Below are 22,845 nucleotides of genomic sequence, written 5' to 3'. Positions count from 1 at the left end.
AATTCAGTATAGAAAAGAAAAAGGGCAAAGTCAAAGCAAGTGCGGGATTGAAGCGGATCCGGCCCACCTCCGCCCAAGAGATATATGGGAATAGGCCTTGACCTTATGGGGCCGGTCCGCTATCCTTGGAGGAGTGTTCGCCCAAGAGAAAGAAATGTCCGCAGCAGAAGAACAGTTCCCGCCGATTCATCTGCTCTGCGTGTGACGAGAAGAGGAGTCTTATCCTATGTGGCATGTGATCAATCAGAATTTACAAGCACTTGACGACCTGATCTGGGGAATCCCCCTGATGGTCCTGATCCTGTCCGGCGGCCTGTGGCTGACCGTCCGCCTGGGTCTTCTCCAGCTGCGCCGCCTGCCCCTCGCACTCAAGTGGATGATTCGGAATGAGGAAGGAGGAAAGGGAGAGGTCTCTTCCTTCGCGGCCCTCTGCACGGCCCTGTCCGCGACAATCGGGACGGGTAATATCGTGGGTGTCGCGACAGCCATCGGCACCGGAGGCCCTGGGGCCCTCTTCTGGATGGAGCTGGCGGCTTTCCTTGGGATGGCGACCAAGTACGCCGAGGGACTTCTGGCGATCAAATACCGGACCGTTGATGAGAGCGGCCATGCCCTGGGAGGCCCCTTCTACTATATTGAAAACGGGATGGGACACGGCTGGTCCTGGCTGGCCAAGGCCTTCGCTTTCTTCGGCGTCTGCGTCGGTCTCTTCGGAATCGGTACTTTCTCTCAGGTCAACGGAATTGCCAGTGCCGTCCACAATTTCTTTGATCCCGATAATGCCAATACCGTACATATCGGAATCCTCGGTCTGGGCGATTACTCCTGGGCAGTGGTGATTGCCTCTTTGTTCCTGGCTTTCTTTGTGGCCCTGGTCCTGATCGGCGGCTTAAAGAGAATTTCCGCGGTCGCCCAGATTATTGTTCCCTTCATGGCCCTGATTTATGTCAGCTTCGCTCTGATTCTTCTGATCTGTAATGTCCATGAGCTGCCCAAAGCCATCCGGATCATTGTGGAAGGCGCTTTCAACCCGTCTGCTGTGACCGGCGGTCTCGTCGGCTCCATGCTGGTGGCTATGCAGAAGGGAATCGCCCGGGGCATCTTCTCCAACGAGGCGGGGCTTGGATCCGCGCCCATTGCGGCAGCTGCCGCGCAGACCCATGAGCCTGTCCGCCAGGGCCTGGTCACCATGACGGGAACCTTCATCGACACCATTGTGGTCTGCACGATGACCGGACTCTCGATTGTCCTGACGGGAGCTTATCAGGTGGAGGGCCTGGAGGGCGTCCAGGTGACAACCTATGCCTTCACGCATGGCCTTCCCTTCGCCCCCATGGTCTCTTCTTTCATCCTCATGCTCTGCCTGGTCTTCTTTGCTTTTACCACAATTCTGGGCTGGGACTACTATGCGGAGCGCTGCCTGGAGTACTTATCGGGAAATTCCAGGAGGGTCATCCTGACCTATCGCTGGCTCTATATTCTCGCGGTCTTCATCGGCCCCTATATGACCGTATCCGCCGTCTGGACCATTGCCGATATCTTCAACGGACTAATGGCAATCCCCAATATGATCGCGATCTTCGCCCTGAGCGGGGTGGTCGTCAAAGAGACCGGGGATTTCTTCCGGTCCGGGAAGCATCTTGGCAGGGGCAAGAGCAATTTCCGCTAGACCGAAAAGGGCATGGGAATACGGCGGAGGATGCTTTCAAGTCAAGCCTGGAGCCGGTGATAAGACATGACAGATACCGTCCTCTTTCTGCAGGACGGTATTATTTTTGATATAATACCTGCACGCAAGAAGAAAGAAGAATGAAAGATTCCTTCCGCAAGAGGAGGGGATAGGGAGACGATAGATATGGAAGCAGAGAAGCTTACGCTCAAGGAGGGGCTTTCGGCCCAGGAGAGCATATACGGGGCCTATGAAGAGACCCTGCGCCTGGTGATGGAGGATATTTTCCGGCGGATCCGGAGCTCTCAGAAGGAGTATGAGAAGACGCACGGGGGCAAGATCGCCGAGCACCTGGACGGCCGGATCAAGGAGGAAGGGAGCATGCGGGACAAGCTGGCCGCGCGGGGCCTGCCGATCAATGCGCATTCCGCCCTGCGGGAAGTGACGGATGCGGTCGGGATACGGATCGTGTGCGGTTTCCGGGATGACATCTACGCCAACCTGGACTGCATCCGGTCCTGGGATCAGGCGAAGATTGTTCAGGAGAAGGACTATGTCCGTCATGCCAAGGGGAACGGCTATCGCAGCTACCATGTCATTCTGGATGTGGAGGAGCCCTATATGGATGTGGATGGGAACTGTCCCGGGCACTTCTATGTGGAGATCCAGCTTCGAACGATCGCCATGGACTCCTGGGCGGCCTTAGAGCATGAGATCAGCTATAAGCAGGGGGTGTCCGGCAACGCCAGGTTGATCGAGACCGAGCTCAAGCGCTGCGCCGATGAGCTGGCCTCCTGTGATGTCACGATGCAGACCATCCGGGACCTGATCCGTCACGAGAATGCCAAGAGCGAGGAGGAAAGCCATGAAAATACTGGTTGCCGAAGATGAGCAGGAGATGCGCCGTGTCCTGGTGACAGCCCTTCAGATGAACCGCTATGAGGTGGTCGATGTGGCCGATGGACAGGCGGCACTGCAAGCGGCCCGGGAGGGGACCTTTGACTGCCTGGTCTTCGATGTCATGATGCCGAAGATGACCGGTGTAGAGGCCCTGCAGGAGATCCGGGCAGGCGGAGACCGAACCCCCATCCTCCTCCTGACCGCCAAGGCGGAGGTCGAGGACCGGATCGAGGGTCTGGATGCCGGGGCTGATGATTACTTGACCAAGCCCTTCGCCCTGGGAGAACTCCTGGCAAGGATCCGGTCTCTTACGAGGCGGAGCGAGGATTTCGCCCCCAAGAATCTGACCATCGCCGATGTGACCTTGGATGTGGAGCAGCAGGAAATGCGGGCCCAGAATGCCATCCGCCTGGCCCCCAAGGAGGCCAAGCTGCTGGAGTACCTCATGCAGAATGTGGGCAAGGACATCTCCACAGAGCAGATCTTCGAGCGGATCTGGAAGGATGATCCGGAGGCTGACGTGGGCTTAGTCTGGGTCTATATCTCCTATCTCAGACAGAAATTCAACGCCATCACGGGCAAGGTCGCCATTGACGGTGACGAGGGAGGATCCTATCGGATTCGCGAGAGGGAATAGGGATGATCAAGAAGTTAAGGAGACGTTTCATCAGTTCGGCGACGGCGGCCGTCCTGCTGGTTATGACGGTTATTCTGCTCTTAACCAATGTGTCCAACTACTACCGCAATATTCATGAGGCGCACCTGGTCCTCAATTATCTGACCCAGTCGGGAGGAACCCTGCCGGATCTGGGCGAGAAGGGGAACCAGTCGGACAAGGCCTCCGTCGAGGTGATCACCTCGGACAGCGACCAGGAGAACAAGGGGTCTGTGATCCGCCGGGGCCTGAACATCATTGCAGACAATATTCTCCTCGTGCTCCAGAGGGACCACCATATCCAGATGAGCCGGGATAGTCTTCTGCAGACCCGGTTTTTCACGGTCTGGGCCGATGCCGACGGAAGGATTCTGCGGACCAATCTCAACTATATTGCGGAGGTCTCGGACGAGAATGCCCGCAAGTATGCGGCCAGGGTCTTAAAGAAAGGCTATGCCAGGGGAAATATTGAGTCCGGCCTTGCCACCTACGAGTATCAGACCAGCCGCTATGGGGACGGATCGACGATGACCGTCTTCTTAGATGCAAGCAATTATCATGAGTCGGTCCGGTCTGTCCTGATCTTGTCTATCATCGGGAGCGGAGGCTTAGTCTTCCTGATTATTGCTCTCTTGGTGGCGATCTCAAGGAGGGCGGTTGAGCCCATGATCCGCAACTATGAGGCTCAGAAGCAGTTCATCACCAATGCAGGTCATGAACTCAAGACGCCGATTGCGATTATCTCCGCCAACGCGGAATTGCTTGAGATGATGCAGGGGGAGAATGAGTGGACCAAGTCCATCCGCAAGCAGTCCGCCAGATTAAGCGACCTGGTCGCGGACTTGATTACCCTGACCCGTATGGGGGAGCAGGAGCGGATCAAGCTGCATGAGATCAATCTGTCTGCTGTGGTGACGGAGGCCGCGGAGTCGTTTCGCCCGGTCGTAGAGCAGCAGCATAAGGCTCTGGTCCTGAAAGTAGACCCGGCCATTCACGTCCAGGCGGAGGAGAAGTTGGCCAAGGAACTGGTCAATATCCTGGTGGACAATGCCTCCAAGTACTGTGATGATGAGGGCCGCATCGTGGTCAGCCTCCGAAAGAGAAGCCGGGTGGGAGGGGCGTATCTTATAGTCTCCAACACTTACGCCGAAGGGGCGGAGGTGGACTACAACCGGTTTTTCGACCGCTTCTACCGGGAGGACAGTTCTCACTCCTCCGAGAAGGAGGGTTACGGGATCGGCCTGTCCATGGCCCAGGGAATCGTCGTGGACCAGTTCCGCGGGTCGATTCGGGCGGACTACAGGGAAGGCAATATTCGCTTTATCGTGAAGCTGTGAGCGGACAAGCCGGAAGAGAGAAGAATCCATTAGGCTAAGGAAGAGAGGAATTCCTCCAGGTCCCTTCGACTGGCCCTGAGACTGCCCCGGCACATGGCGGCTGACCCGCCGCCGCGGGCAGAGAAATGTTCCTGCAGCAGCCGGTTCAGAACTCTAGCGTCCCCGTCCCTGATGGCAAGAATATAGGAGTAGCCATCAGTATCGGTCCCATTGAAGACGACACAATAGCCGGGATGGACTTCTGTCATCGCATTGACGGCATTGCGGAGGCGAATGGGGTCAATCCCGTTCTCAAAGAGGAAGACATGGGGAGAAGCGGGGTCAAGCCCCGCCAGGTCTGCTTGAAGGAGTCTGGCGGAGGACTCGTGCAGGGCGTCTTTCAGAGAGGAGAGCTCAGCCAGTTTCTTGGCCAGGGCCTCCGCTGTCTCTTCCTGCGGAGCGGACAGGAGACGGGAGGCCCGGTCCAGAACGGACTGCTTCCTGCGGAATTCCAGCAGAGCCCGCATCCCGCAGGCAATCAGGAGACGGGAGCCGCCCTTGTAGTTCTGAAGCTGAAGAACCTTGAGCAGACCGATCTCACCGGTCCTTTTGACATGGGGGGCGCAGCAGGCGCAGACATCGCAGTCGGGGATGCGGACGATCCGAACGGGGCCGCTGACCTCCTTCTTGCTCCGGTAGTTCAAGCGGTCCAGGACTTGGGGGGAGGGATAGGAGCAGTCAATGACCCGGTTGTCCCAGATCACCTGATTGGCCAGGGCCTCGATCCGGTCCGCATCTTCCTGTGTCAGCGGCCCGCTGTAGTCCATGCTGCAGGTCCGCTCGCTCAAGTGAAAGCCGACATTTTCGTAGCCGAAGCTAGAGTGAACCAGGCCGGAGAAGATGTGCTCCCCGCTGTGATTTTGCATGTGGTCATAGCGACGGTCCCAGTCGATGGTCCCCTGAACCCGGCTTCCGACGGGGAGAGGTCTGTCACAGTCGTGGTGGATGACCCGGTCCTTGATCCGGACGTCGAGGACCCTGACCGGGTCCGTTCCGGTGGAGGAAAGACACCCCAGGTCCGGTGTCTGCCCGCCCTCCTCGGGGAAGAAGAGAGTCCGGTCGAGGATGACGTCAAATCGACCCCGGCCGGGTCCGTCCTGCGCCCGGCAGGAGAGGACCCGGGCACAGAAGTCTCTGGCATAGGGGGACTTGTCGTATAATTTATCTGTTGCGGGGAAGGCGTTAGTCATGGTGTTTTCCTGTACCGGTGCCGGTAGACGGACCGGAAGCTCTGGTTCAGCCCGAAAGAGACCGGGCATGGGGAGGAACAGGCTTATTTTAAGAGATTTTTCTCGGGATTGCCATCGGTAAGATGAGAGGAGGGAGTCCAGATGTATTATGGGAACATTAAGGATTGGGATATCGCCGACGGACCGGGCGTGAGAGTCAGCCTCTTTGTCTCCGGATGCCGCAATCACTGCCCGGGCTGCTTTCAACCCGACACCTGGGACTTCTCCTATGGCAAGCCATATACCAAGGCGGAGGAGGACTTCATCGCAGACGCTATGGGAAAGGACTACATCCAGGGCTTTACCTGTCTGGGCGGTGAGCCCTTCGAGCCGGAGAACCAGGAGGAAGTTACAAGACTCCTGCGCAGGCTAAAGAGCTTATACCCAGCCAAAGACGTCTGGTGCTATACCGGCTATCGCCTGGACAAGGACCTGCTTCCGAGGGATGGGTCCCGTCACACGGCCTTTACAGAGGAGATGCTCTCCTATATTGATGTCCTTGTAGACGGCCGCTTTCAGATGGAACTTAAGGATATTCGCCTGCAATTTCGGGGCAGTCGCAACCAGAGAGTCCTGAACCTAGCCAAGATGAGGGAAGAGGGGAAGATGACGGAGGAGACATTTTCGCCTGTCTGGTGGCCGGTAGAAGACCGGGCCTGACAAAAAATTAACAGGACGCATAAAGATAACTATAACACGTCGGAGAAATAGGTCAAGAGGGCTCAAAACAAAGATTGGCATGTACTTGAATTGGTACAAATTGCATACAATAAGGTACAACTAACAACAAGATATTGCGGTTAAATAATATAAAACAACAATATATGCTAAAAACGAGGACGCAAACAGAGAAATTCATGTCCTTTTTGCACTTAAGACGGAACTTGCCCGGAATCTGTTGCGCTAAGCTAATAAGCTTCTTATGATGGGGGCGTAAAGAAGCAAGATCTTCAGAATCTTATGCGCAAGATGTGCGAGGAGGTAGGTGACATGAGAGAGGCATTCCAAAAGGCCTGGGCCGGATTCAAGGGCCTGAAGTGGACAGACGATGTAAATGTCCGCGAGTTTATTCAGAACAACTACACTCCCTATGAGGGAGACGAATCCTTCCTGGCAGACCCGACCGAGGCGACCAAGAAGCTCTGGGGCAAGCTGCAGGAGCTGCAGAAGGAGGAGCGGGCCAAGAACGGCGTGCTCGAGTGCGAGACGGAGGTGGTCTCCGGCCTGACCTCCTATGGCCCCGGCTACATTGACCGGTCCATGAAGGACCTGGAGCAGGTGGTCGGTCTGCAGACGGACAAGCCGCTCAAGAGGGCCTTCATGCCCTATGGCGGAATCAAGATGGCAGAGCAGGCAGCTGCCAACTACGGCTACCAGGTGAATGAGAAGTATCACAAGATCTTCACGGAATACCACAAGACCCACAATCAGGCGGTCTTCGACGCCTACACACCCGAGATGAAGACGGCCCGTCACACCCACATCGTGACCGGTCTGCCGGATACCTACGGCCGCGGCCGTATTGTCGGCGACTACAGAAGAGTGGCCCTCTACGGAATCGACTTCCTGATCGAGAAGAAGACGGAGGATTTCAACAACTGCGGTGACGGGACGATGACGGACGATGTGATCCGCCTTCGCGAGGAGATCGCCGAGCAGATCCGCGCGCTCAAGGGGATGAAGGAAATGGCCAAGTCCTATGGCTATGACATCTCAGGTCCCGCGGAGAATGCCAAAGAGGCTGTTCAGTGGCTCTACTTCGGTTATCTGGCAGCCATCAAGACCCAGAACGGAGCCGCCATGTCGGTCGGCCGGATCTCCACCTTCCTGGATATCTATATCGACCGAGACATCGCAGCAGGTAAGCTGACAGAGTCTGAGGCCCAGGAACTGATCGACCATCTTGTCATGAAATTCCGCATGGTCAAGTTCGCCCGCATCCCCTCCTACAACGAGCTCTTCTCGGGAGATCCCGTCTGGGCCACCCTGGAGGTCGCCGGGATCGGCATGGACGGTCGCAGCATGGTCACCAAGAACGACTACCGTTTCCTTCATACGCTTGAGAATATGGGCCCCTCACCGGAGCCCAACCTGACGGTCCTCTACAGCTCCAAGCTCCCCGAGAACTTCAAGGAGTATGCGGCGAAGATCTCTATCAATACCTCTTCGGTTCAGTACGAGAATGATGACGTCATGAAGCCGGTATGGGGAGATGACTACTCCATCTGCTGCTGTGTATCTGCGACGCAGACCGGTAAGGAGATGCAGTTCTTCGGAGCCCGGGCCAACCTGGCCAAGTGCCTCCTGTACGCGATCAACGGCGGCATGGATGAGAAGTTCAAGGTCCAGTGCGGACCGGAACTGGCCCCCATCCGGTCCGAATATCTGGATTATGATGAGGTCATGCACAAGTTTGATCTGATGATGGACTGGCTGTCCGGCCTCTACGTCAATATCCTGAACCTGATCCAGTACATGCATGACAAATACTACTATGAGTCTGCCGAGATGGCCCTGATTGACACCAATGTCCGCCGGACCTTCGCGACCGGAATCGCCGGTTTCTCACATGTAGTTGACTCCCTGTCCGCGATCAAGTACGCCAAGGTCAAGACCATAAGAGACGAGTCCGGCCTGGTGGTTGACTACAAGACAGAGGGCGATTTCCCCAAGTACGGCAATGACGATGACAGGGCCGATGATATCGCGGTATGGCTCCTTAAGACCTTCATGAAGAAGATCGAGAAGCATCACACCTATCGCAACTCAGAGCCCACGACGTCCATCCTGACCATCACATCCAATGTGGTGTACGGAAAGGCGACCGGAGCTCTGCCCGATGGACGCCCGGCCTTCAAGCCCTTCGCCCCCGGCGCCAATCCCGCGTATGGAGCGGAGCAGAACGGCCTTCTGGCTTCTCTGAACTCTGTGGCCAAGCTCCCCTATGAGTACGCTCTGGACGGAATCTCCAACACCCAGACCATCAGCCCCGACGCCATCGGTCATGATCTGGGCGACCGCAAGGTCAACCTGGTCCGCGTTATGGACGGCTATTTCGACCGGGGAGCGCACCATCTCAATGTCAATGTCTTCGGCACGGAGAAGCTGATCGACGCGATGGAGCATCCGGAGAAGGAGGAGTACGCCAACTTCACCATTCGCGTATCCGGATACGCGGTCAAGTTCATCGATCTGACCCGCGAGCAGCAGCTGGACGTTATCGCAAGAACCTGCCATAAGAAGATGTAAGGGATTGGTCCTATCGCAGAAGGATTTCTGCTCACACAAACAGGGACTGTGCAATCAGAAGAGGATGTGCTCTGCTGGTCACAGGCCCTGTTTTTCCTGTTTGAAGGCTGCCTGAGGATCCCCGGCAGGAGGGCCTGATCAGACAGGCCGCCTATGAAATGAGGTGAACTATGGCAATCGGAAGAGTACATTCCATCGAGTCCTTCGGATCTGTGGACGGACCCGGAATCCGCTACATTATCTTTCTCCAGGGCTGTCATATGCGCTGCCGTTACTGTCACAATGTGGACACCTGGGATATGGATGATGTGAAAAACTATCATGAGAAAGAGGCCTCTGTCCTCTTGGACCAGGCCGAGCGCTACCGGAGTTACTGGGGAGAGGATGGGGGGATTACCGTCTCCGGCGGAGACCCCCTTCTGCAGATTGACTTTCTGATCGAACTCTTCCGGCAGGCCAAGGAGAGGAAGATTGGCACCTGTATCGACACCTCTCTCAACCCCTTTCGCCGAGAGGAACCCTTTTTCAGTAAATTTCGAGACCTGATGTCTGACACAGACCTGCTCCTGGTGGACATCAAGCACATTGACCCTGCCAGACACAAGTGGCTGACCGGGCAGGATAACGCCAATATCCTGGACGGGATCCGCTATCTGGACTCCATTCACAAGCCCATCTGGATCCGCCAGGTCCTGGTGCCCGGGATTACCGATCAGGATGCCGACCTCTATCGGACCCGGGACTTCATTGCCTCCCTGTCCAATGTCGAAAAGGTGGAAGTCCTTCCCTATCATACCTTGGGACTCTATAAGTGGGAGGAACTCGGAATGAAGAACAGCCTGGCCGACGTGGAGCCCCCGACCAGGGAGCAGACGGAGCGGGCCCAGAAGATCCTGCGGGGAGAGCCGGTGGACTGATGCGGGATCGATTCAGGGATGGATCCGGTGCCGCCGGGACCATTTTCCGGCTGGAAGTCTCAGCTTGCAGGAGGAAGGGATGCTATAATAGAGGCGGTTTGTGAGAGCGCACCGGTATGATAGGTATGATGTCCGGGGAAGGACCGGGGGCCTAAATTCCCGGCGAAAGGGGCAGGCATGAATACAGATTACACCAAGTATTTGAAATTGCTGGCGGAGAAGTATCCAAGCCAGCAAGCGGTCTGCAGGGAGATCATCAATCTCAACGCCATCTTAAACCTGCCCAAGGGGACAGAGCACTTTATGTCCGACTTACACGGGGAGTACGAGGCCTTCTACCACATCCTGAATAATTGCTCCGGGGTGATCCGGGAGAAGATCCGCATTATCTTCGAGGATGATATGACGGAAGCCGAGCGGAGAGACCTGGCCACCCTGGTCTATTATCCCCGCCGCAAGATGGCCCTGCTCAAGCGGGAGGGCAAGATCTCCGACGAGTGGTATCTGATGACCTTAAACCGCCTGATCTCCATCGCCCGCTTCCTGTCCGGCAAGTACACCCGGTCCAAGGTGCGCAAGGCCATGTCCCCGGATTTCGCCTATATCATCGACGAGCTTCTTCACATGCAGGCGGATGAGGACAACAATCAGGTGGCCTACCACAGGGAGATCATCCACACCATCATCGCCCTGAAAAACGCCGAGGAATTTGTCGTCGCCCTGTCCTCTCTGATCAAGCGTCTGGCAGTCGACCACCTCCATATCGTTGGCGATATCTTTGACCGGGGGCCCTGCGCCGATAAGATCATGGACCTTCTCATGGGCTATCACTCCCTGGACATCGAGTGGGGCAATCACGACATCCTCTGGATGGGAGCTGCCTGCGGATCCGATGTCTGTGTCGCCAATGTCCTGCGCAATAACCTCCGCCACGGCAATATGGAGATCCTGGAGAGCCGCTATGGAATCAACCTGCGCAAGCTAGTCCTCTTTGCCATGAGCAGCTATCAGGAGACGGATCCGATCAAGGCGGCTCTGCGGGCGATCAGTGTCATCGCCTATAAGCTTGAGGACCGGGTGATCCGGGAGAATCCGGCCTATGCCATGGAGGACATGCGTCTCTTCTCCCGCTGTGATTTTCACAATTATCGGGTGGAGATCGAGGGCAAGACCTATCCCCTGAACAGCCGGGATTTTCCGACGGTGGATCCGGAGGATCCGACCAGGCTCTCAGCGGAGGAACAGAGAATCATCGATGATCTGGTAGACGATTTCTCCGATTCCAAGCGCCTGCAGACCCATGTGGAGTTCCTCTATGAGAAGGGGAGCATATACCGGATCTTCAATGACAATGTTCTCTATCACGGCTGTATTCCCATGGACGAGGAGGGCAACCTGGAGGGAATCTGCCTGGAGGGGAATGTGTACCGGGGCAAGAACTACATGGATTATGCCGACCGGATCGCCAGAAGAGCCTACTACCCGACCGGAGACCCGGGAAGGGCGGGGGATTTCAGCCGGAAGGATCAGGCGGGGGACTTAGACTTTATGTACTTCCTCTGGGCAGGCCCCAAGTCTCCCCTCTGCGGCCGCCGGCTGGCCACCTTTCAGCGGGAGTTCATCGATGACCGGTCTACTTGGGAGGAGCCGACGGACCCCTATTACAATTACAGCCAGGACCAGCGCTACTGCAACATGATCCTGCGGGAATTCGGCGTCTATTCCCCCATGGGACATATTGTAAACGGCCATACTCCGGTCAAGACGATCCGGGGTGAGAAGCCGGTGCGGGGCGGCGGAAAGCTCTATGTGATTGACGGGGGCTTCTGTGCCGGTATGCACAAGACCACAGGCATTGCGGGCTACACGATGATCTTCAACTCCCACGGGATCCGGCTCAAGGAGCACAGGCCCTTCATGGGCATAGAGGACGCTCTGGCCAACAACGATGACATCGAGTCCAGCTCCAAGGTGGTCGAGCAGGAGCAGGAGCGGGTCATGGTGCGGGATACGGATATCGGCCATGGCATCGCCCGGGATATCGAAGATCTGACCTCCCTGCTCAAGATGTATCGGAGCGGGGCGATCGCGGAGCGGCCCGATTACGGGACCAGGACAGGCAAAGCATAAGACGGATGCCTTGCATCCGTCTTGTGCCAAAGAGGATTCAGTTGAGGGGGCAGCCGGTCAGGTAAGACCGGTTGCCAAGCTCTTCCAGGAGGGGGCCGGCATCGGGCTTGCGTTCGCCCCGGTTCCAGACGGCTCCATCGACCGCCTCGAAGTAGAGGTCTGTGCGCTTGACAAGAGCGCGGGTCGAGGCATCGATCAGGTCCATGATGCTCTCGGTCCGGATCTTATGGGAGGGATCCCAGGGGTTGTACCAGGCGTGGTGGGAGAGATTACAGGGATCAGGGTATTTGCGGATGCTGTCGCTTACCAGCATGCCTGAGACAACGGCATGGCCAAGGGATGCCTGCTCAAGCAGGCGCACGAGCTTCCGCTTGGCGACGGAGGGGTCCTGGAGGAGCTTGGCAGTGATGGGCAGGCTGACCAGGGATTCATATGCAGTCCATGACTGGAAGTTCAGTTCGGGATAGGTCTTTTGGATGGCCTCAGTCAGCAGGAGGGTCAGAAGCTTGCGCTCCGAGGCGGAGGCCTTGAAATAGCGCTCTGTGTGATCCATGAGAGGGGTCTGGTTCAAGTAGTAGCGGCCACAGTCGCTGTCGATATCTGTCTCTAAGAATACATGCAGGCCGAAGTCGTAGGCGGGCCGGCCAGCGTGCCTTAGGTGCTGCGTTCGGCAGTAGATGTAGGGATGGCAGGCCATATCCAGGGTGTAGTGGCCTATGAAGCCGCAGATATAGGCATCAGCAATGGACCGGCCCTCGTCAGAGTTGGTAATTTCCTCTCGGGCCGTCAGGAGGGCATCGAAGAAGTCCAGGACCCGGCTTCGGTGCATGAGCTGGCCTACATTCTCCGGATAGCGCAGGTAAGGAGACAGGGAGTAGAAGAAGAGGTCCGGTCCCTGCATGCCGATGGCGTAGGCGACGGGGTGACGGGCAATCCGGCTTCGTAAATCGGCGGGCATGAGGCTGGCAGCTCTCAGGCCAAAGATATTGTGGGTTCTCATTCCGGGCATAAGCGGCCTCCTTTTGGATGATTCGGAATCGCAAACGGATCAATGGATACGTCTTGCATCTATAGTATATGATTTTCGACTTCAATAGAGAAGAAGCCGGCCGGGATCAATAGAAAAAAGCACTCGTTTCTCCTATAATAGGATTCGTTGACATACGGCCTGAAAGGAATGGGTATGACAAATCTGGAATTGCAAAAACATGCGGTCCGCGTTCGAAAAGGGATCATCACAGGGGTTCATGCCGCAAAGTCCGGGCATCCGGGTGGGTCCCTCTCTTCTGCGGATCTCTTGACCTATCTCTATTTCGAGGAGATGAATATTGACCCTGATGACCCAAGGAAGGCGGATCGGGACCGCTTCGTCCTGTCCAAGGGACACAACGCCCCCGGTCTCTATGCGGCCCTGGCTGAGCGGGGCTATTTTCCCGCAGAAGATCTAAAGACCCTCCGCCATGTGGGAAGCTACCTGCAGGGACATCCCTGCATGCAGGAGACTCCTGGAGTAGACGCCTCGTCCGGATCTCTGGGCCAGGGGATCTCAGTCGCTGTCGGAATGGCTCTGTCCGCCAAGCTGAGCAGAGACAGCTACCGGGTCTACACCCTCCTGGGGGATGGGGAGATCGAAGAGGGCCAGGTCTGGGAGGCTGCTATGTTCGCCGGCAACCGGAAGCTGGACAACTTAGTTGCCATTGTTGACTACAACAATTTGCAGATCGACGGAACACTGGACCAGGTCAATTCCCCAGCGCCCATTGCGGACAAGTTCGCAGCCTTCCGCTGGCATGTCATCGAGCTGATGGACGGGAGCGATTTCGACCAGCTCAGGGACGCCTTTCGCAGAGCGCGGGAGCACAAGGGGGAGCCGACCTGCATCCTCATGCACACCATCAAGGGCAAGGGCGTCTCATATATGGAGAATGTCTGTGACTGGCACGGCAAGGCCCCCGATGACGAGTTGTATGCCGTGGCAATGGAAGAGCTGAACCGGGCGGAGGAGGCATTATGTCAGAGGTAAAGAGGATCGCGACGCGCGAGAGCTATGGCGAGACTCTCGTTGCGCTGGGAAGAGAACATGAGAATCTGGTCGTTCTGGACGCCGATCTGGCGGCCGCGACCAAGACGAGCGTCTTCAAGAAGGTCTTTCCGGACCGGCACTTTGACTGCGGAATCGCTGAGGCCAATATGATGAGCATCGCGGCGGGGCTGGCTACGACCGGCAAGGTGCCCTTTGCCTCTTCCTTCGCCATGTTTGCCGCGGGTCGCGCCTTTGAGCAGGTGCGCAACTCCATCGGCTATCCCCACCTCAATGTCAAGATCGGGGCTTCGCACGCCGGAATTTCCGTCGGCGAGGACGGAGCGACCCATCAGTGCAATGAAGATGTCGCTCTCATGCGCGCCATTCCCGGTATGACGATTGTCGTACCCGCAGATGACATTGAGGCCAGGGCGGCGGTCAGGGCGGCCTATGAGACGGACGGCCCCTTCTATCTGCGTTTCGGCCGATTGGCAGTTCCGGTCATCAATGACAGGCCAGATTATCGCTTTGCGCTCGGCAAGGGGATCCTCCTGCGGGAGGGCGGGGACCTGACGATCATTGCCTGCGGTCTGGAGGTGGGAGAGTCTCTTCTGGCAGCGGAGAGGCTGGCCGGGGACGGCATCCGGGCCACCGTGATCGATATGCACACCATCAAGCCCCTGGATAAGGACCTTGTCATCCGGTCTGCCGCAAGAACCGGCAGAGTGGTGACAGTTGAGGAGCACTCCATCATCGGAGGCCTGGGGTCCGCCGTGGCAGAGACCCTGGCGGAAGAGTGTCCCAGTAAGATGCTCCGCATTGGTATTCGCGATTGCTTTGGCGAGTCCGGGCCCGCCCTGGAACTCCTGCACAAGTATCAGCTGGACGCCGAGGGAATCTACCGTCAGATCAAAAACTGGGTGTGACATCATATGAAACTTCGATTTCGAGAAAAGAGACTGAGCCCGGAATTGCGCAAGCGCTTGACCATTCTGGGCCTGGTCTTTCTCTCTTCTCTGCTCTTTTTCTTCTTCCTCTTTAATTTTCACAAGAGGTCAAAGGCGGCTCCCATGGCAGGACCCAAACTGCCCGGGATCACAGTGGAATTCGGGGGACGGCAGATCAACCGTCTCTATGGCTATACGACTGCCATGGACGGAAGTTATATGCGGGGGACGATCACGCCCCTGACGGACAGTGATCGGCTCCGGCTTGCCATTGAGAGCTATGGGAGGACGGTCAAGAGCCTGGGCTATGAGCTCCGGTCCGGGGATGGACAGAGACAGCTGGCGGACGGGCCGGCCGACCTGGAGTCCGGGGCAAACGGCCTGTCGGCGACGGTCGACCTGTCCGGGAGGCTGGAAGAAGAGACAGAGTACTTACTGGTACTGACTCTGGAACTGAGCGGGTCCAATGAGAAGATCTGCTACTACACCCGTGTCCTCAAGTCGAAGACGGACCATGTGCGGGAGATCCTGGATTTCGCCGGGGATTTTCAGGAAAAGAGCCTGACGGACCGGTACACAGACCTGGCCGTCTACTTAAATGATCCCGGCAAGGCGGTCAGCTCGGCAGACCTTTCGGATGTGAACCTGGACTCGGGAATCAGTCAGATCGGTTACGGCTCGCTGAAAGCCGGCCGGCTGGGAGAGACGGAGTTCTCTTTCACAGATGTCAACGCCAACTACAGTATGCTGGAGAGCCATTTCATTTTAAAGAAAGAGGATGAGGGGGTGAGCCGCTACTTTGATGTCCGGGAGTATTTCCGAATTCGCTACAAGTCCAAGCGCATGGATCTGATGGACTATCAGAGGCGGATGGAGCCGATCCAGACGCCGGGAAATATCAGCGTGACGGACGCTAAGCTGAATCTGGGTCAGGGAAACGCGAGCCTCAACTACCTGGCCAATGAGACCGGGACCCTGATTTGCTTTGTGTCCGGAGGGGATCTCTTTGAGTACGACCAGGAGAAGGAGAGTCTCAAGCGGGTCTTCTCCTTCCGGGATGACTCGAATCTGACGGATCCCCGTGGAAATCACGCGGAACACGAAATCAAGCTGCTCAATGTGGATGAGGCGGGAACCATGGACTTTGTCGTCTATGGATACATGAATGCCGGCGCTCACGAGGGCCAGGTCGGCATTAACCTCTACCATTACGACTCAGTGACAGGACAGACCCAAGAGAGGGCATTTGTAAGAAGCAGCAAGTCCTATCAGATTCTGAGGGCCTCTTTCTCAGACCTCCTCTACATGAACGGGAGGCAGGAATTCTACCTGATGATGGGCGGCACAGTGATGAAGATCCACCTGAAGCAGGGCAAGACAGAGGAACTGCTGCGGGATGTGAAAATGGGCCAGTACCAGGTGTCGCAGTCCGGCCGCTATCTGGCCTATACGGATGCCAGGGAGCCGTCCGACCGGATTCATATCATGGACCTTGAGACCGGAGACCGGCAGGATCTGGATGCGCCTCAGGGGCAGAAGATCCGGCCGCTCGCCTTCATGGACGAGGACCTGGCCTATGGAATCATCCGGCCGGAGGATCGGGCCGAAGACCCTGCGGGGAATGTGACAAGCCCCATGTATCGGGTCGTCATCCGAAACATCCGGGAGGACAAGGAGCTTCTTAGCTATCAGAAGGACGGATTCTTCGTTGTGGACGGTGTCCGCAGGGGCACAAACCTGCTCATGCGCAGGGTCAGAAGGGAGAATGACCACTATACGGCGGCAGATTCCGACACCATTACAAACAGTCTCAGTAAGAAGGCGGATGCAGCGGAGGTTCGGGCTGAGGAAGACCCAAGTCTGGGAACCGTGACGACGGTTCAGTTGGTGGATCCGAAGCAGGATAAAAAGAACCGGAAGCAGACCGGTGAAATCAAGTACCGGGAAGCCGGTCTCCTGCCGGCCTCCAAGAAGGCGATTGTGCAGGCAGACCCCAGCGACGGGGAGACCTACTACTTTGTCTACCAGGGGAGCCGGGTGGACCTGACCACAGACCGTGTCGTTGACGCAATTGAACGGGCCGATGCGGATATGGGACTTGTGGTGGACAGTAAACTCCACTACATATGGCGCAGGGATAAGAGGGCCTATGTCGGTGCTCTGAGCGGCTTTGGCGCCATCCATGAGGCCGATCGGGGGGCGGATTCTTCGGTCCGGGCCCTGTCTGCCATCCTCATGCGGGAGAAGAGGCCGACCGAGGTATCCGCTTTGGCCGCCCGGGGCAAGAGCCCGGTCCAGATCCTCAATGAGAATCTGGAGGGCTTCCTTGCGGTCAATCTGACCGGAGCCCAACTCTCGCAGGTACTCTACTATGTGTCCAATGGAAGCCCGGTCTATGCCCTCCTGCCCGGGGGTGACACCGTTCTCATCGTTGGCTACTCGGCAGATACCATTCGCTATATCCGGCCGGGAACGGGCAATGTGATCTCGGTCGGAATGGATTCGATCCGCAAGCAGCTGGAGGCCGCCGGCAATGTATTCATCTCCTATGTGGAGGCCAAGTAGGACCCGTCCGGGGAAATGGACAAAAATCAGCCGTTTTTTTGGTGATTCTTGAGGCTTGTCATCTGTTCCGGTTCGCGTTATGTTTGGCATAAGAAGACTTGTCTTGTGGAGAAGGGAGGCTAGTATGTTATACCTATCGTCTCTGATGATCCAGATCCTGGATGTCTTTCTTCTGCTCGTACTTGGGGCCATCTACATCGTAGGGCTTTTGGCTTTTGGCCTGGCCTGCTACCGGATTCTCTTTCCGCATGGATTCGGCAAGGGACATGAAGTCATGCGCAAGTGACGGCAAGAACTGCATCCGCCCAGGAGAGGGCCCCGGCTGTCGGAAAAGACAGCCGGGGCCCTCTGCACCGGAGACAGAGGATTGATCCGATCGCTTGAGGGGGAAGGAGGGAACACGTATACTTAGGGCTACACGAGGAGATGAAGAAGGGGCGTATGAACAGGAATCGAACAGAGGAGGCTCGGATCTCCCCTATGGCTGACAGGCTAGAGCATATCTCAGAAGAGGACCTCCTGGGCCGAAGTCCCATTCGGACAGACTTGAGCGAGGTATTTGACTTCATTCGGGGAAAGACCGTCCTGGTGACCGGAGGGGGCGGGTCCATCGGCTCAGAGCTCTGTCGGCAGATTGCGGGCCATAAGCCGAGGCGGCTGATCATATTTGACATCTACGAGAACAATGCCTATGACATACAGCTGGAACTAAAGGACCGGTATCCCGGACTAGACCTGGTGACCCTGATCGGGTCAGTCAGAGACAGCCTGAAAATGCTGGATGTCTTTTGCAGATATGAGCCGGACATCATCTACCATGCGGCGGCTCACAAGCATGTTCCGCTCATGGAGGACAGCCCCTGCGAGGCGATCAAGAACAATGTGCTCGGGACTTACAAGACGGCCCTGGCAGCCATGCTCTTTGGGACAGAGAAGTTCGTCCTGATCTCCACGGATAAGGCGGTCAATCCGACCAATATCATGGGGGCCTCCAAGCGGCTCTGCGAGATGGTGATCCAAGCCTTCGACCGGATGATCAAAGAAGATACGGCGGACCGGATGCTGGACCTGGTCCGGGACCGGTTGGGGGAGGACGAGATCCGCATCCTGAGCCGAAAGGCCAAGGAGGCGAGGACTGATTATGCCGCGGTCCGGTTCGGCAATGTCCTGGGGAGCAACGGCTCGGTCGTCCCCATCTTCAAGCGTCAGATTGCCCGGGGAGGTCCGGTCACCGTGACGCATCCGGACGTCATCCGCTACTTCATGATCATCCCGGAGGCGGTCAGCCTGGTCCTGCAGGCGGGGGTCTATGCCAGAGGGGGAGAGATCCTTGTCCTTGACATGGGAAGCCCCGTCAAGGTTGACCGGCTGGCCAGAAAACTGATCCGTCTGGCGGGATACCGGCCGGATGTGGACATCAAGGTGGAGTACACCGGACTCCGGCCGGGTGAGAAGCTCTATGAGGAGAAACTGATGGAGGAGGAGGGGCTTCGCAAGACCGGCAAAGACCTGATCCACATCTGGTCTCCCGCCAGGTTCGATCCGGCGCAGTTTCTGACCGATCTAAAGCGCCTGCAGGTCATGGCCGAAGAGAATGCGGAGGATATCCGGGCCGAGCTTGAGCGGATCCTGCCCTCCTTTCATCCAAAGAAGAGCTCCCTCTAGGGGAGCTCTCAGACTGTAGACAAATATACATCTGTGCTTATCGTAAGAAAATTTTGCCTGGTTCGCTTAGAACAGGGGATTATACTTCTTTGTGCTCCTCCTTGTATTTGCTTACCAGTCGCTGAATCCGATCATAGGGATCCAGAAGCTTTGCGATGGAGTTGTCGTGATTTAAGGTGTCGATGATATAGGCGATGTACTTGCTCATGCCACAGCTGATGTAATAGTCACGGTTGAGCAGATCCTCACTCTGGTAGACCAGGTTGGAGGTCACGACCTTATAGATGATGCCGTCCTCGATGGCCTTGTCGAAACCGGCCATGCCCTTGGTGAACAGACCGAAGGTGGCAATGACGAAGATCCGGTTGGCTCCGCGGCTCTTGAGCTCGGTGGCAACGTCAATCATGGACTCGCCGGAGGCGATCATGTCATCGACGATCCAGACATCCTTGCCCCTGACGGGAGCGCCCAGGAACTCGTGCGCTACGATGGGGTTTCGGCCGTCAACGATCTTGGAGTAGTCGCGCCGCTTATAGAACATACCCATCTCAACCCCCAGAATCGAGGCGATATAGACGGCGCGCTGGGTACCGCCCTCGTCCGGAGAGATGATCATCAGGTGGTCATTGTCCAGCTTGAGATCATCGCAGGCGTGGCAGATGCCCTTGATGAACTGGTAGGCACAGGTCACCGTGTCGAATCCGTGCAGGGGAATCGCGTTCTGGACCCTGGGATCATGCGCGTCGAAGGTGATGATGTTGTCGACCCCCATGGACACAAGCTCTTGCAGGGCGAGGGCGCAGTCTAAGGACTCCCTGGAGGAACGGCGGTGCTGCCTGCCCTCATAGAGGAAGGGCATGATGACGGTGATGCGGTGCGCCTTCCCCTCGACAGCGGCGATGATTCGCTTTAGGTCCGCATAGTGGTCATCGGGGGACATGTGGTTGGCCTCGCCGCACATATCATAGGTCAGGCTGTGGTTGGTCACGTCGACCATGATGTAGAGATCCAGGCCGCGGACAGACTGATCAATCGTGCCCTTGGCCTCGCCGGAACCGAAGCGGGGCGTGTGCGCCTTTACAATGTAGGAACCCTCCGTGTAGACGGGCTCCTCATTGCTGTTGGCCCGCTCCGAGTCGCGCTCCTTGCGCCAGGTCACGAGCCAGCGGTTGATTCGCTCGCCGATGTCGGTGCAGCTCTTGAGGGGGATGACACCGAGGGGCGCAATCGGGTTGCTCTCCAGTAACAGCTTGTCGTTTGGCATATTTGCCTCCTTATTGTGGGGTTTGTGCTTGCTCGATTTGTTTGAGGACGCGAATATCCTGTCCATAGAGCCGAAGAAAAGAGTAATTGCTGGCCAGACGGGAGTAGGTTCGGTCTGAGTATATATCCCGCAGCTGGCCCATGTCCAAATTGGAAGAGATCACTGTGGATTTCTTCCGCAGAAGGCGCTCGTTGATCAGCTCGAAGAACTTGGAATCCGTGAAGGAATTGTTCATCTCTGCGCCCAGATCATCGATGATCAGGAGGTCGCAATTAAAGATGTTGTCAAATTCCCTGGAGGCCGCCTCATCGCGCTTGAAGGCGGCATCCTCGAAGGTCTTGAGCAGTTGGAAGGCGGTGAAGTAAATCACCGAGTGGGATCTTGGCATGAGTGCATTGGCGATGCAGTTGGTCAGGAAGGTCTTTCCCACACCGGGGGGGCCGATCAATATCAGGTTGCCCCCGTCCCTCGCAAAATTATCCACATAAGAGCGGCAGAAAGCAAGTGCCTCTTTGGCCGTCTCGTAGGAAGATTTACCGGAATCAGGATTGATTTTGTCCTTAGAGTAGTAGTCGAGACGGAAGTGATCGAAGTTCTCCTCCCTGATCCGGTCTGTCAAGTGGGACTGGGCGTAGATTAAGTCAATGGACGCCTGGATGAGGCAGTGACAGCGCTTGCCGCCGATATAGCCGGTATCCCTGCAGTCAGGACAGTCATAGGGAGGCAGGAGGGCGTCCGGGTCGAAGCCGGCTGCGCGGATGGCCATATCCTTCTGCCTGCGGAGCTCCTCGATTTGCCCGTGCAGGTCTGCCTCCATAGCGGACCCGGAGGGAGAGAAAGCGGCGCCTGATCCCGCGATTCTGCTGCGGGCAGCCTGCATACTGACAGATCGAATCTGCTCGTCCAGCTCTTCTAAGACGGGAACCTTCTCATAGAGCGCTTTGATCCGCTCCTCCAGGATGTGCTGATTTCGGAACTGCTTCTGCTGGTATGTCCGCATCAGCTGGTCATATTGCGTATTGGTCAATGCCATGGCTTTTTCCTTAGTTTTTAAACAGAACCTTCTTCAGGGCGTCGATATCGTACTCCCCCGGGGTGAAGTTGTGGAAACGGTTCTTTTGGTTGGCCGTCGCCTGCGCTTTCGCCGCCTGCATCTGTCCGGAGGCCTTCTTGTCAGCGTCTGTCTTCTGCTTCTGCGCATGCAGGGCATCCAGCTGCGTGATATCGGCGCGGCTGGTCACCCCCTGGCGGTACCAGCTGTTCAAGATGCTGTTGGCGTATTCAAAGCTGGGCCTGGAGATATTGGCAATGGTCCGGCGGCAGGCCTCCGCGATAATCTCCTCGCTGAATTTGAGGTCGTTGATCCAGTGATTCAAGTGCTCCTGTTCACCGGCGGCCAGGGACCGGTTCTTGATGCCGAACTCCCGCATGATGGTGCGGTAGACGGAAGACCGGGCCTCGTTGGCCTGCTTGGCATCTTCCGGACGGCAGATCTTTTGGTCTGCCCAGGAGAGGGCAACCCGATCCATATAGTAGATGGAAGCGTGGTCGTTGTCGATGCAGTATTCAATTAAGTACTCAACCAATTCGGAGGAGAAGTGGAGGCTGTCCTTCCAATAGAGGATGGTCTCTATCTCCTTGTGGGTCAGGGGCCGTCCAAAATAGGTCTGGGCGACATAGAGCAGTTCGCAGACGCTCTCGTCAGAGGAGAAGGCATTGATCTGCTCAGGACTGTAGCCGGGGCGGTCATTGATGTCGGGATAGGCAGGGGCGCCAGGGACGGTGTCCGAGGAATCTGCGTTGAGGCGATCCTCACTGCCGGGGGTCCCCTGCCGATCCTGCAGATTGATCATGCAGATTCCGGTCAGCTGGTCCCGGTCATTGTACTCCTGACGCAGAATCCGGACAGACTCCCAGTAAGAGAGCGCCCGGCGCACATCCTTCTCGGTCAGGTTCAGATGGTCTGCAATGCTTGGAACAGACAGATCCATATGACGGTCCTCCAGGCAGCGGAGGAGGTAGAGATAGACTTTGACAAATTCTCCGTTGGCGTCCTTCATATAGGAATCAATAAATGCGTTCGGGACACAGGTTACCTGCCTGCCCTCGCTCATATGAATCTTCACATCTGACATAAGATAACTTCCCCATCGTCCGCTCATACAAACACGCCTGCGATTATATCACAGAGCAGGGAGCTAAAAAAGCCGCAAAGTCCCTGCCCGGGGGCAAGAGACGGACTTGTGCATACTGTGG

17 protein-coding genes and 1 pseudogene are annotated in these 22,845 nt (G+C 56.8%); 13 read left to right on the top strand and 5 right to left on the bottom strand.

Going from position 1 to position 22,845, the window contains the following annotated elements; all coding sequences use genetic code 11:
* Window positions 1-226: 226 nt before the first annotated feature.
* From ACO5R6_RS02345 to ACO5R6_RS02330, 4 genes are all read left to right on the top strand, one after another.
* Window positions 227-1,669: an alanine/glycine:cation symporter family protein gene (locus ACO5R6_RS02345; protein ID WP_485625577.1), complete on the top strand. Its 1,443-nt coding sequence runs from the start codon at window positions 227-229 to the stop codon at window positions 1,667-1,669.
* Window positions 1,670-1,855: 186 nt separating this feature from the next.
* Complete coding sequence (locus ACO5R6_RS02340) at window positions 1,856-2,560, top strand: GTP pyrophosphokinase (protein ID WP_485625576.1); 705 nt, start codon at window positions 1,856-1,858, stop codon at window positions 2,558-2,560.
* A complete protein-coding gene (locus ACO5R6_RS02335; RefSeq protein ID WP_485625575.1) occupies window positions 2,535-3,206 on the top strand; it encodes a response regulator transcription factor in 672 nt (223 codons plus the stop codon). Before ACO5R6_RS02340 ends, ACO5R6_RS02335 begins: the two co-directional genes overlap by 26 nt.
* Before the next feature lie 2 nt (window positions 3,207-3,208).
* Window positions 3,209-4,561: a sensor histidine kinase gene (locus ACO5R6_RS02330; RefSeq protein ID WP_485625574.1), complete on the top strand. Its 1,353-nt coding sequence runs from the start codon at window positions 3,209-3,211 to the stop codon at window positions 4,559-4,561.
* A 29-nt stretch (window positions 4,562-4,590) separates the two neighbouring features.
* Here the strand turns inward: ACO5R6_RS02330 and ACO5R6_RS02325 are convergent, their stop codons facing one another.
* On the bottom strand, window positions 4,591-5,790 hold the full coding sequence (locus ACO5R6_RS02325; RefSeq protein ID WP_485625573.1) for an alanyl-tRNA editing protein: 1,200 nt from the start codon (window positions 5,788-5,790) through the stop codon (window positions 4,591-4,593).
* Between the two features lie 141 nt (window positions 5,791-5,931).
* Between ACO5R6_RS02325 and nrdG the strand changes: the two genes are divergently transcribed.
* From nrdG to ACO5R6_RS02305, 4 genes are all read left to right on the top strand, one after another.
* Window positions 5,932-6,489: an anaerobic ribonucleoside-triphosphate reductase activating protein gene (gene nrdG, locus ACO5R6_RS02320; RefSeq protein WP_485625572.1), complete on the top strand. Its 558-nt coding sequence runs from the start codon at window positions 5,932-5,934 to the stop codon at window positions 6,487-6,489.
* A 330-nt stretch (window positions 6,490-6,819) separates the two neighbouring features.
* Entirely contained in the window at window positions 6,820-9,078 is a 2,259-nt protein-coding gene (pflB, locus tag ACO5R6_RS02315; protein WP_485625571.1) for a formate C-acetyltransferase, read from the top strand.
* A 170-nt stretch (window positions 9,079-9,248) separates the two neighbouring features.
* The gene (pflA, locus tag ACO5R6_RS02310; protein ID WP_485625570.1) at window positions 9,249-9,995 is read left to right on the top strand and encodes a pyruvate formate-lyase-activating protein; all 747 of its coding nucleotides are present in this window, start codon (window positions 9,249-9,251) and stop codon (window positions 9,993-9,995) included.
* Window positions 9,996-10,172: 177 nt separating this feature from the next.
* Window positions 10,173-12,125 carry a fructose-1,6-bisphosphatase gene (locus tag ACO5R6_RS02305; protein WP_485625569.1) on the top strand — a complete coding sequence of 651 codons (1,953 nt, stop codon included), beginning with the start codon at window positions 10,173-10,175 and terminating at the stop codon, window positions 12,123-12,125.
* A gap of 37 nt (window positions 12,126-12,162) precedes the next feature.
* On the opposite strand, the gene ACO5R6_RS02300 is transcribed toward ACO5R6_RS02305, so the two are convergent.
* Entirely contained in the window at window positions 12,163-13,134 is a 972-nt protein-coding gene (locus tag ACO5R6_RS02300) for a zinc dependent phospholipase C family protein (protein ID WP_485625568.1), read from the bottom strand.
* Window positions 13,135-13,308: 174 nt separating this feature from the next.
* On the opposite strand from ACO5R6_RS02300, the gene ACO5R6_RS02295 reads away from it, so the two are divergent.
* The 5 genes and pseudogenes from ACO5R6_RS02295 to ACO5R6_RS02275 all read left to right on the top strand — a co-directional run.
* Window positions 13,309-14,148, top strand: a complete 840-nt coding sequence (locus tag ACO5R6_RS02295; RefSeq protein ID WP_485625567.1) for a transketolase — start codon at window positions 13,309-13,311, stop codon at window positions 14,146-14,148.
* The gene (locus ACO5R6_RS02290) at window positions 14,136-15,074 is read left to right on the top strand and encodes a transketolase family protein (RefSeq protein ID WP_485625566.1); all 939 of its coding nucleotides are present in this window, start codon (window positions 14,136-14,138) and stop codon (window positions 15,072-15,074) included. Before ACO5R6_RS02295 ends, ACO5R6_RS02290 begins: the two co-directional genes overlap by 13 nt.
* A 6-nt stretch (window positions 15,075-15,080) precedes the next feature.
* On the top strand, window positions 15,081-17,660 hold the full coding sequence (locus ACO5R6_RS02285; protein ID WP_485625565.1) for a hypothetical protein: 2,580 nt from the start codon (window positions 15,081-15,083) through the stop codon (window positions 17,658-17,660).
* Between the two features lie 124 nt (window positions 17,661-17,784).
* Window positions 17,785-17,946 (top strand): hypothetical protein, encoded by a 162-nt coding sequence (locus tag ACO5R6_RS02280; protein ID WP_485625564.1) that lies wholly within the window; start codon window positions 17,785-17,787, stop codon window positions 17,944-17,946.
* Between the two features lie 206 nt (window positions 17,947-18,152).
* A pseudogene (locus ACO5R6_RS02275) lies at window positions 18,153-19,325 on the top strand (UDP-N-acetylglucosamine 4,6-dehydratase family protein); the annotation flags it as partial.
* A 79-nt stretch (window positions 19,326-19,404) separates the two neighbouring features.
* On the opposite strand, the gene ACO5R6_RS02270 reads toward ACO5R6_RS02275, so the two are convergent.
* Genes ACO5R6_RS02270 through ACO5R6_RS02260 form a run of 3 tightly spaced genes read right to left on the bottom strand, consistent with a single transcriptional unit; the run spans window position 19,405 to window position 22,724 of the window.
* Window positions 19,405-20,589 (bottom strand): ribose-phosphate pyrophosphokinase, encoded by a 1,185-nt coding sequence (locus tag ACO5R6_RS02270; protein WP_485625563.1) that lies wholly within the window; start codon window positions 20,587-20,589, stop codon window positions 19,405-19,407.
* 10 nt (window positions 20,590-20,599) lie between these two features.
* A complete protein-coding gene (locus tag ACO5R6_RS02265) occupies window positions 20,600-21,622 on the bottom strand; it encodes an ATP-binding protein (RefSeq protein WP_485625562.1) in 1,023 nt (340 codons plus the stop codon).
* 10 nt (window positions 21,623-21,632) lie between these two features.
* Window positions 21,633-22,724 (bottom strand): DnaD domain protein, encoded by a 1,092-nt coding sequence (locus tag ACO5R6_RS02260; RefSeq protein ID WP_485625561.1) that lies wholly within the window; start codon window positions 22,722-22,724, stop codon window positions 21,633-21,635.
* Window positions 22,725-22,845 lie beyond the last annotated feature (121 nt).

It is taken from the genome of Shuttleworthella sp., from assembly GCF_057251025.1.
Note: the sequence above shows the minus strand (reverse complement) of the source record. Positions and strands in the feature narration are given on the sequence as shown.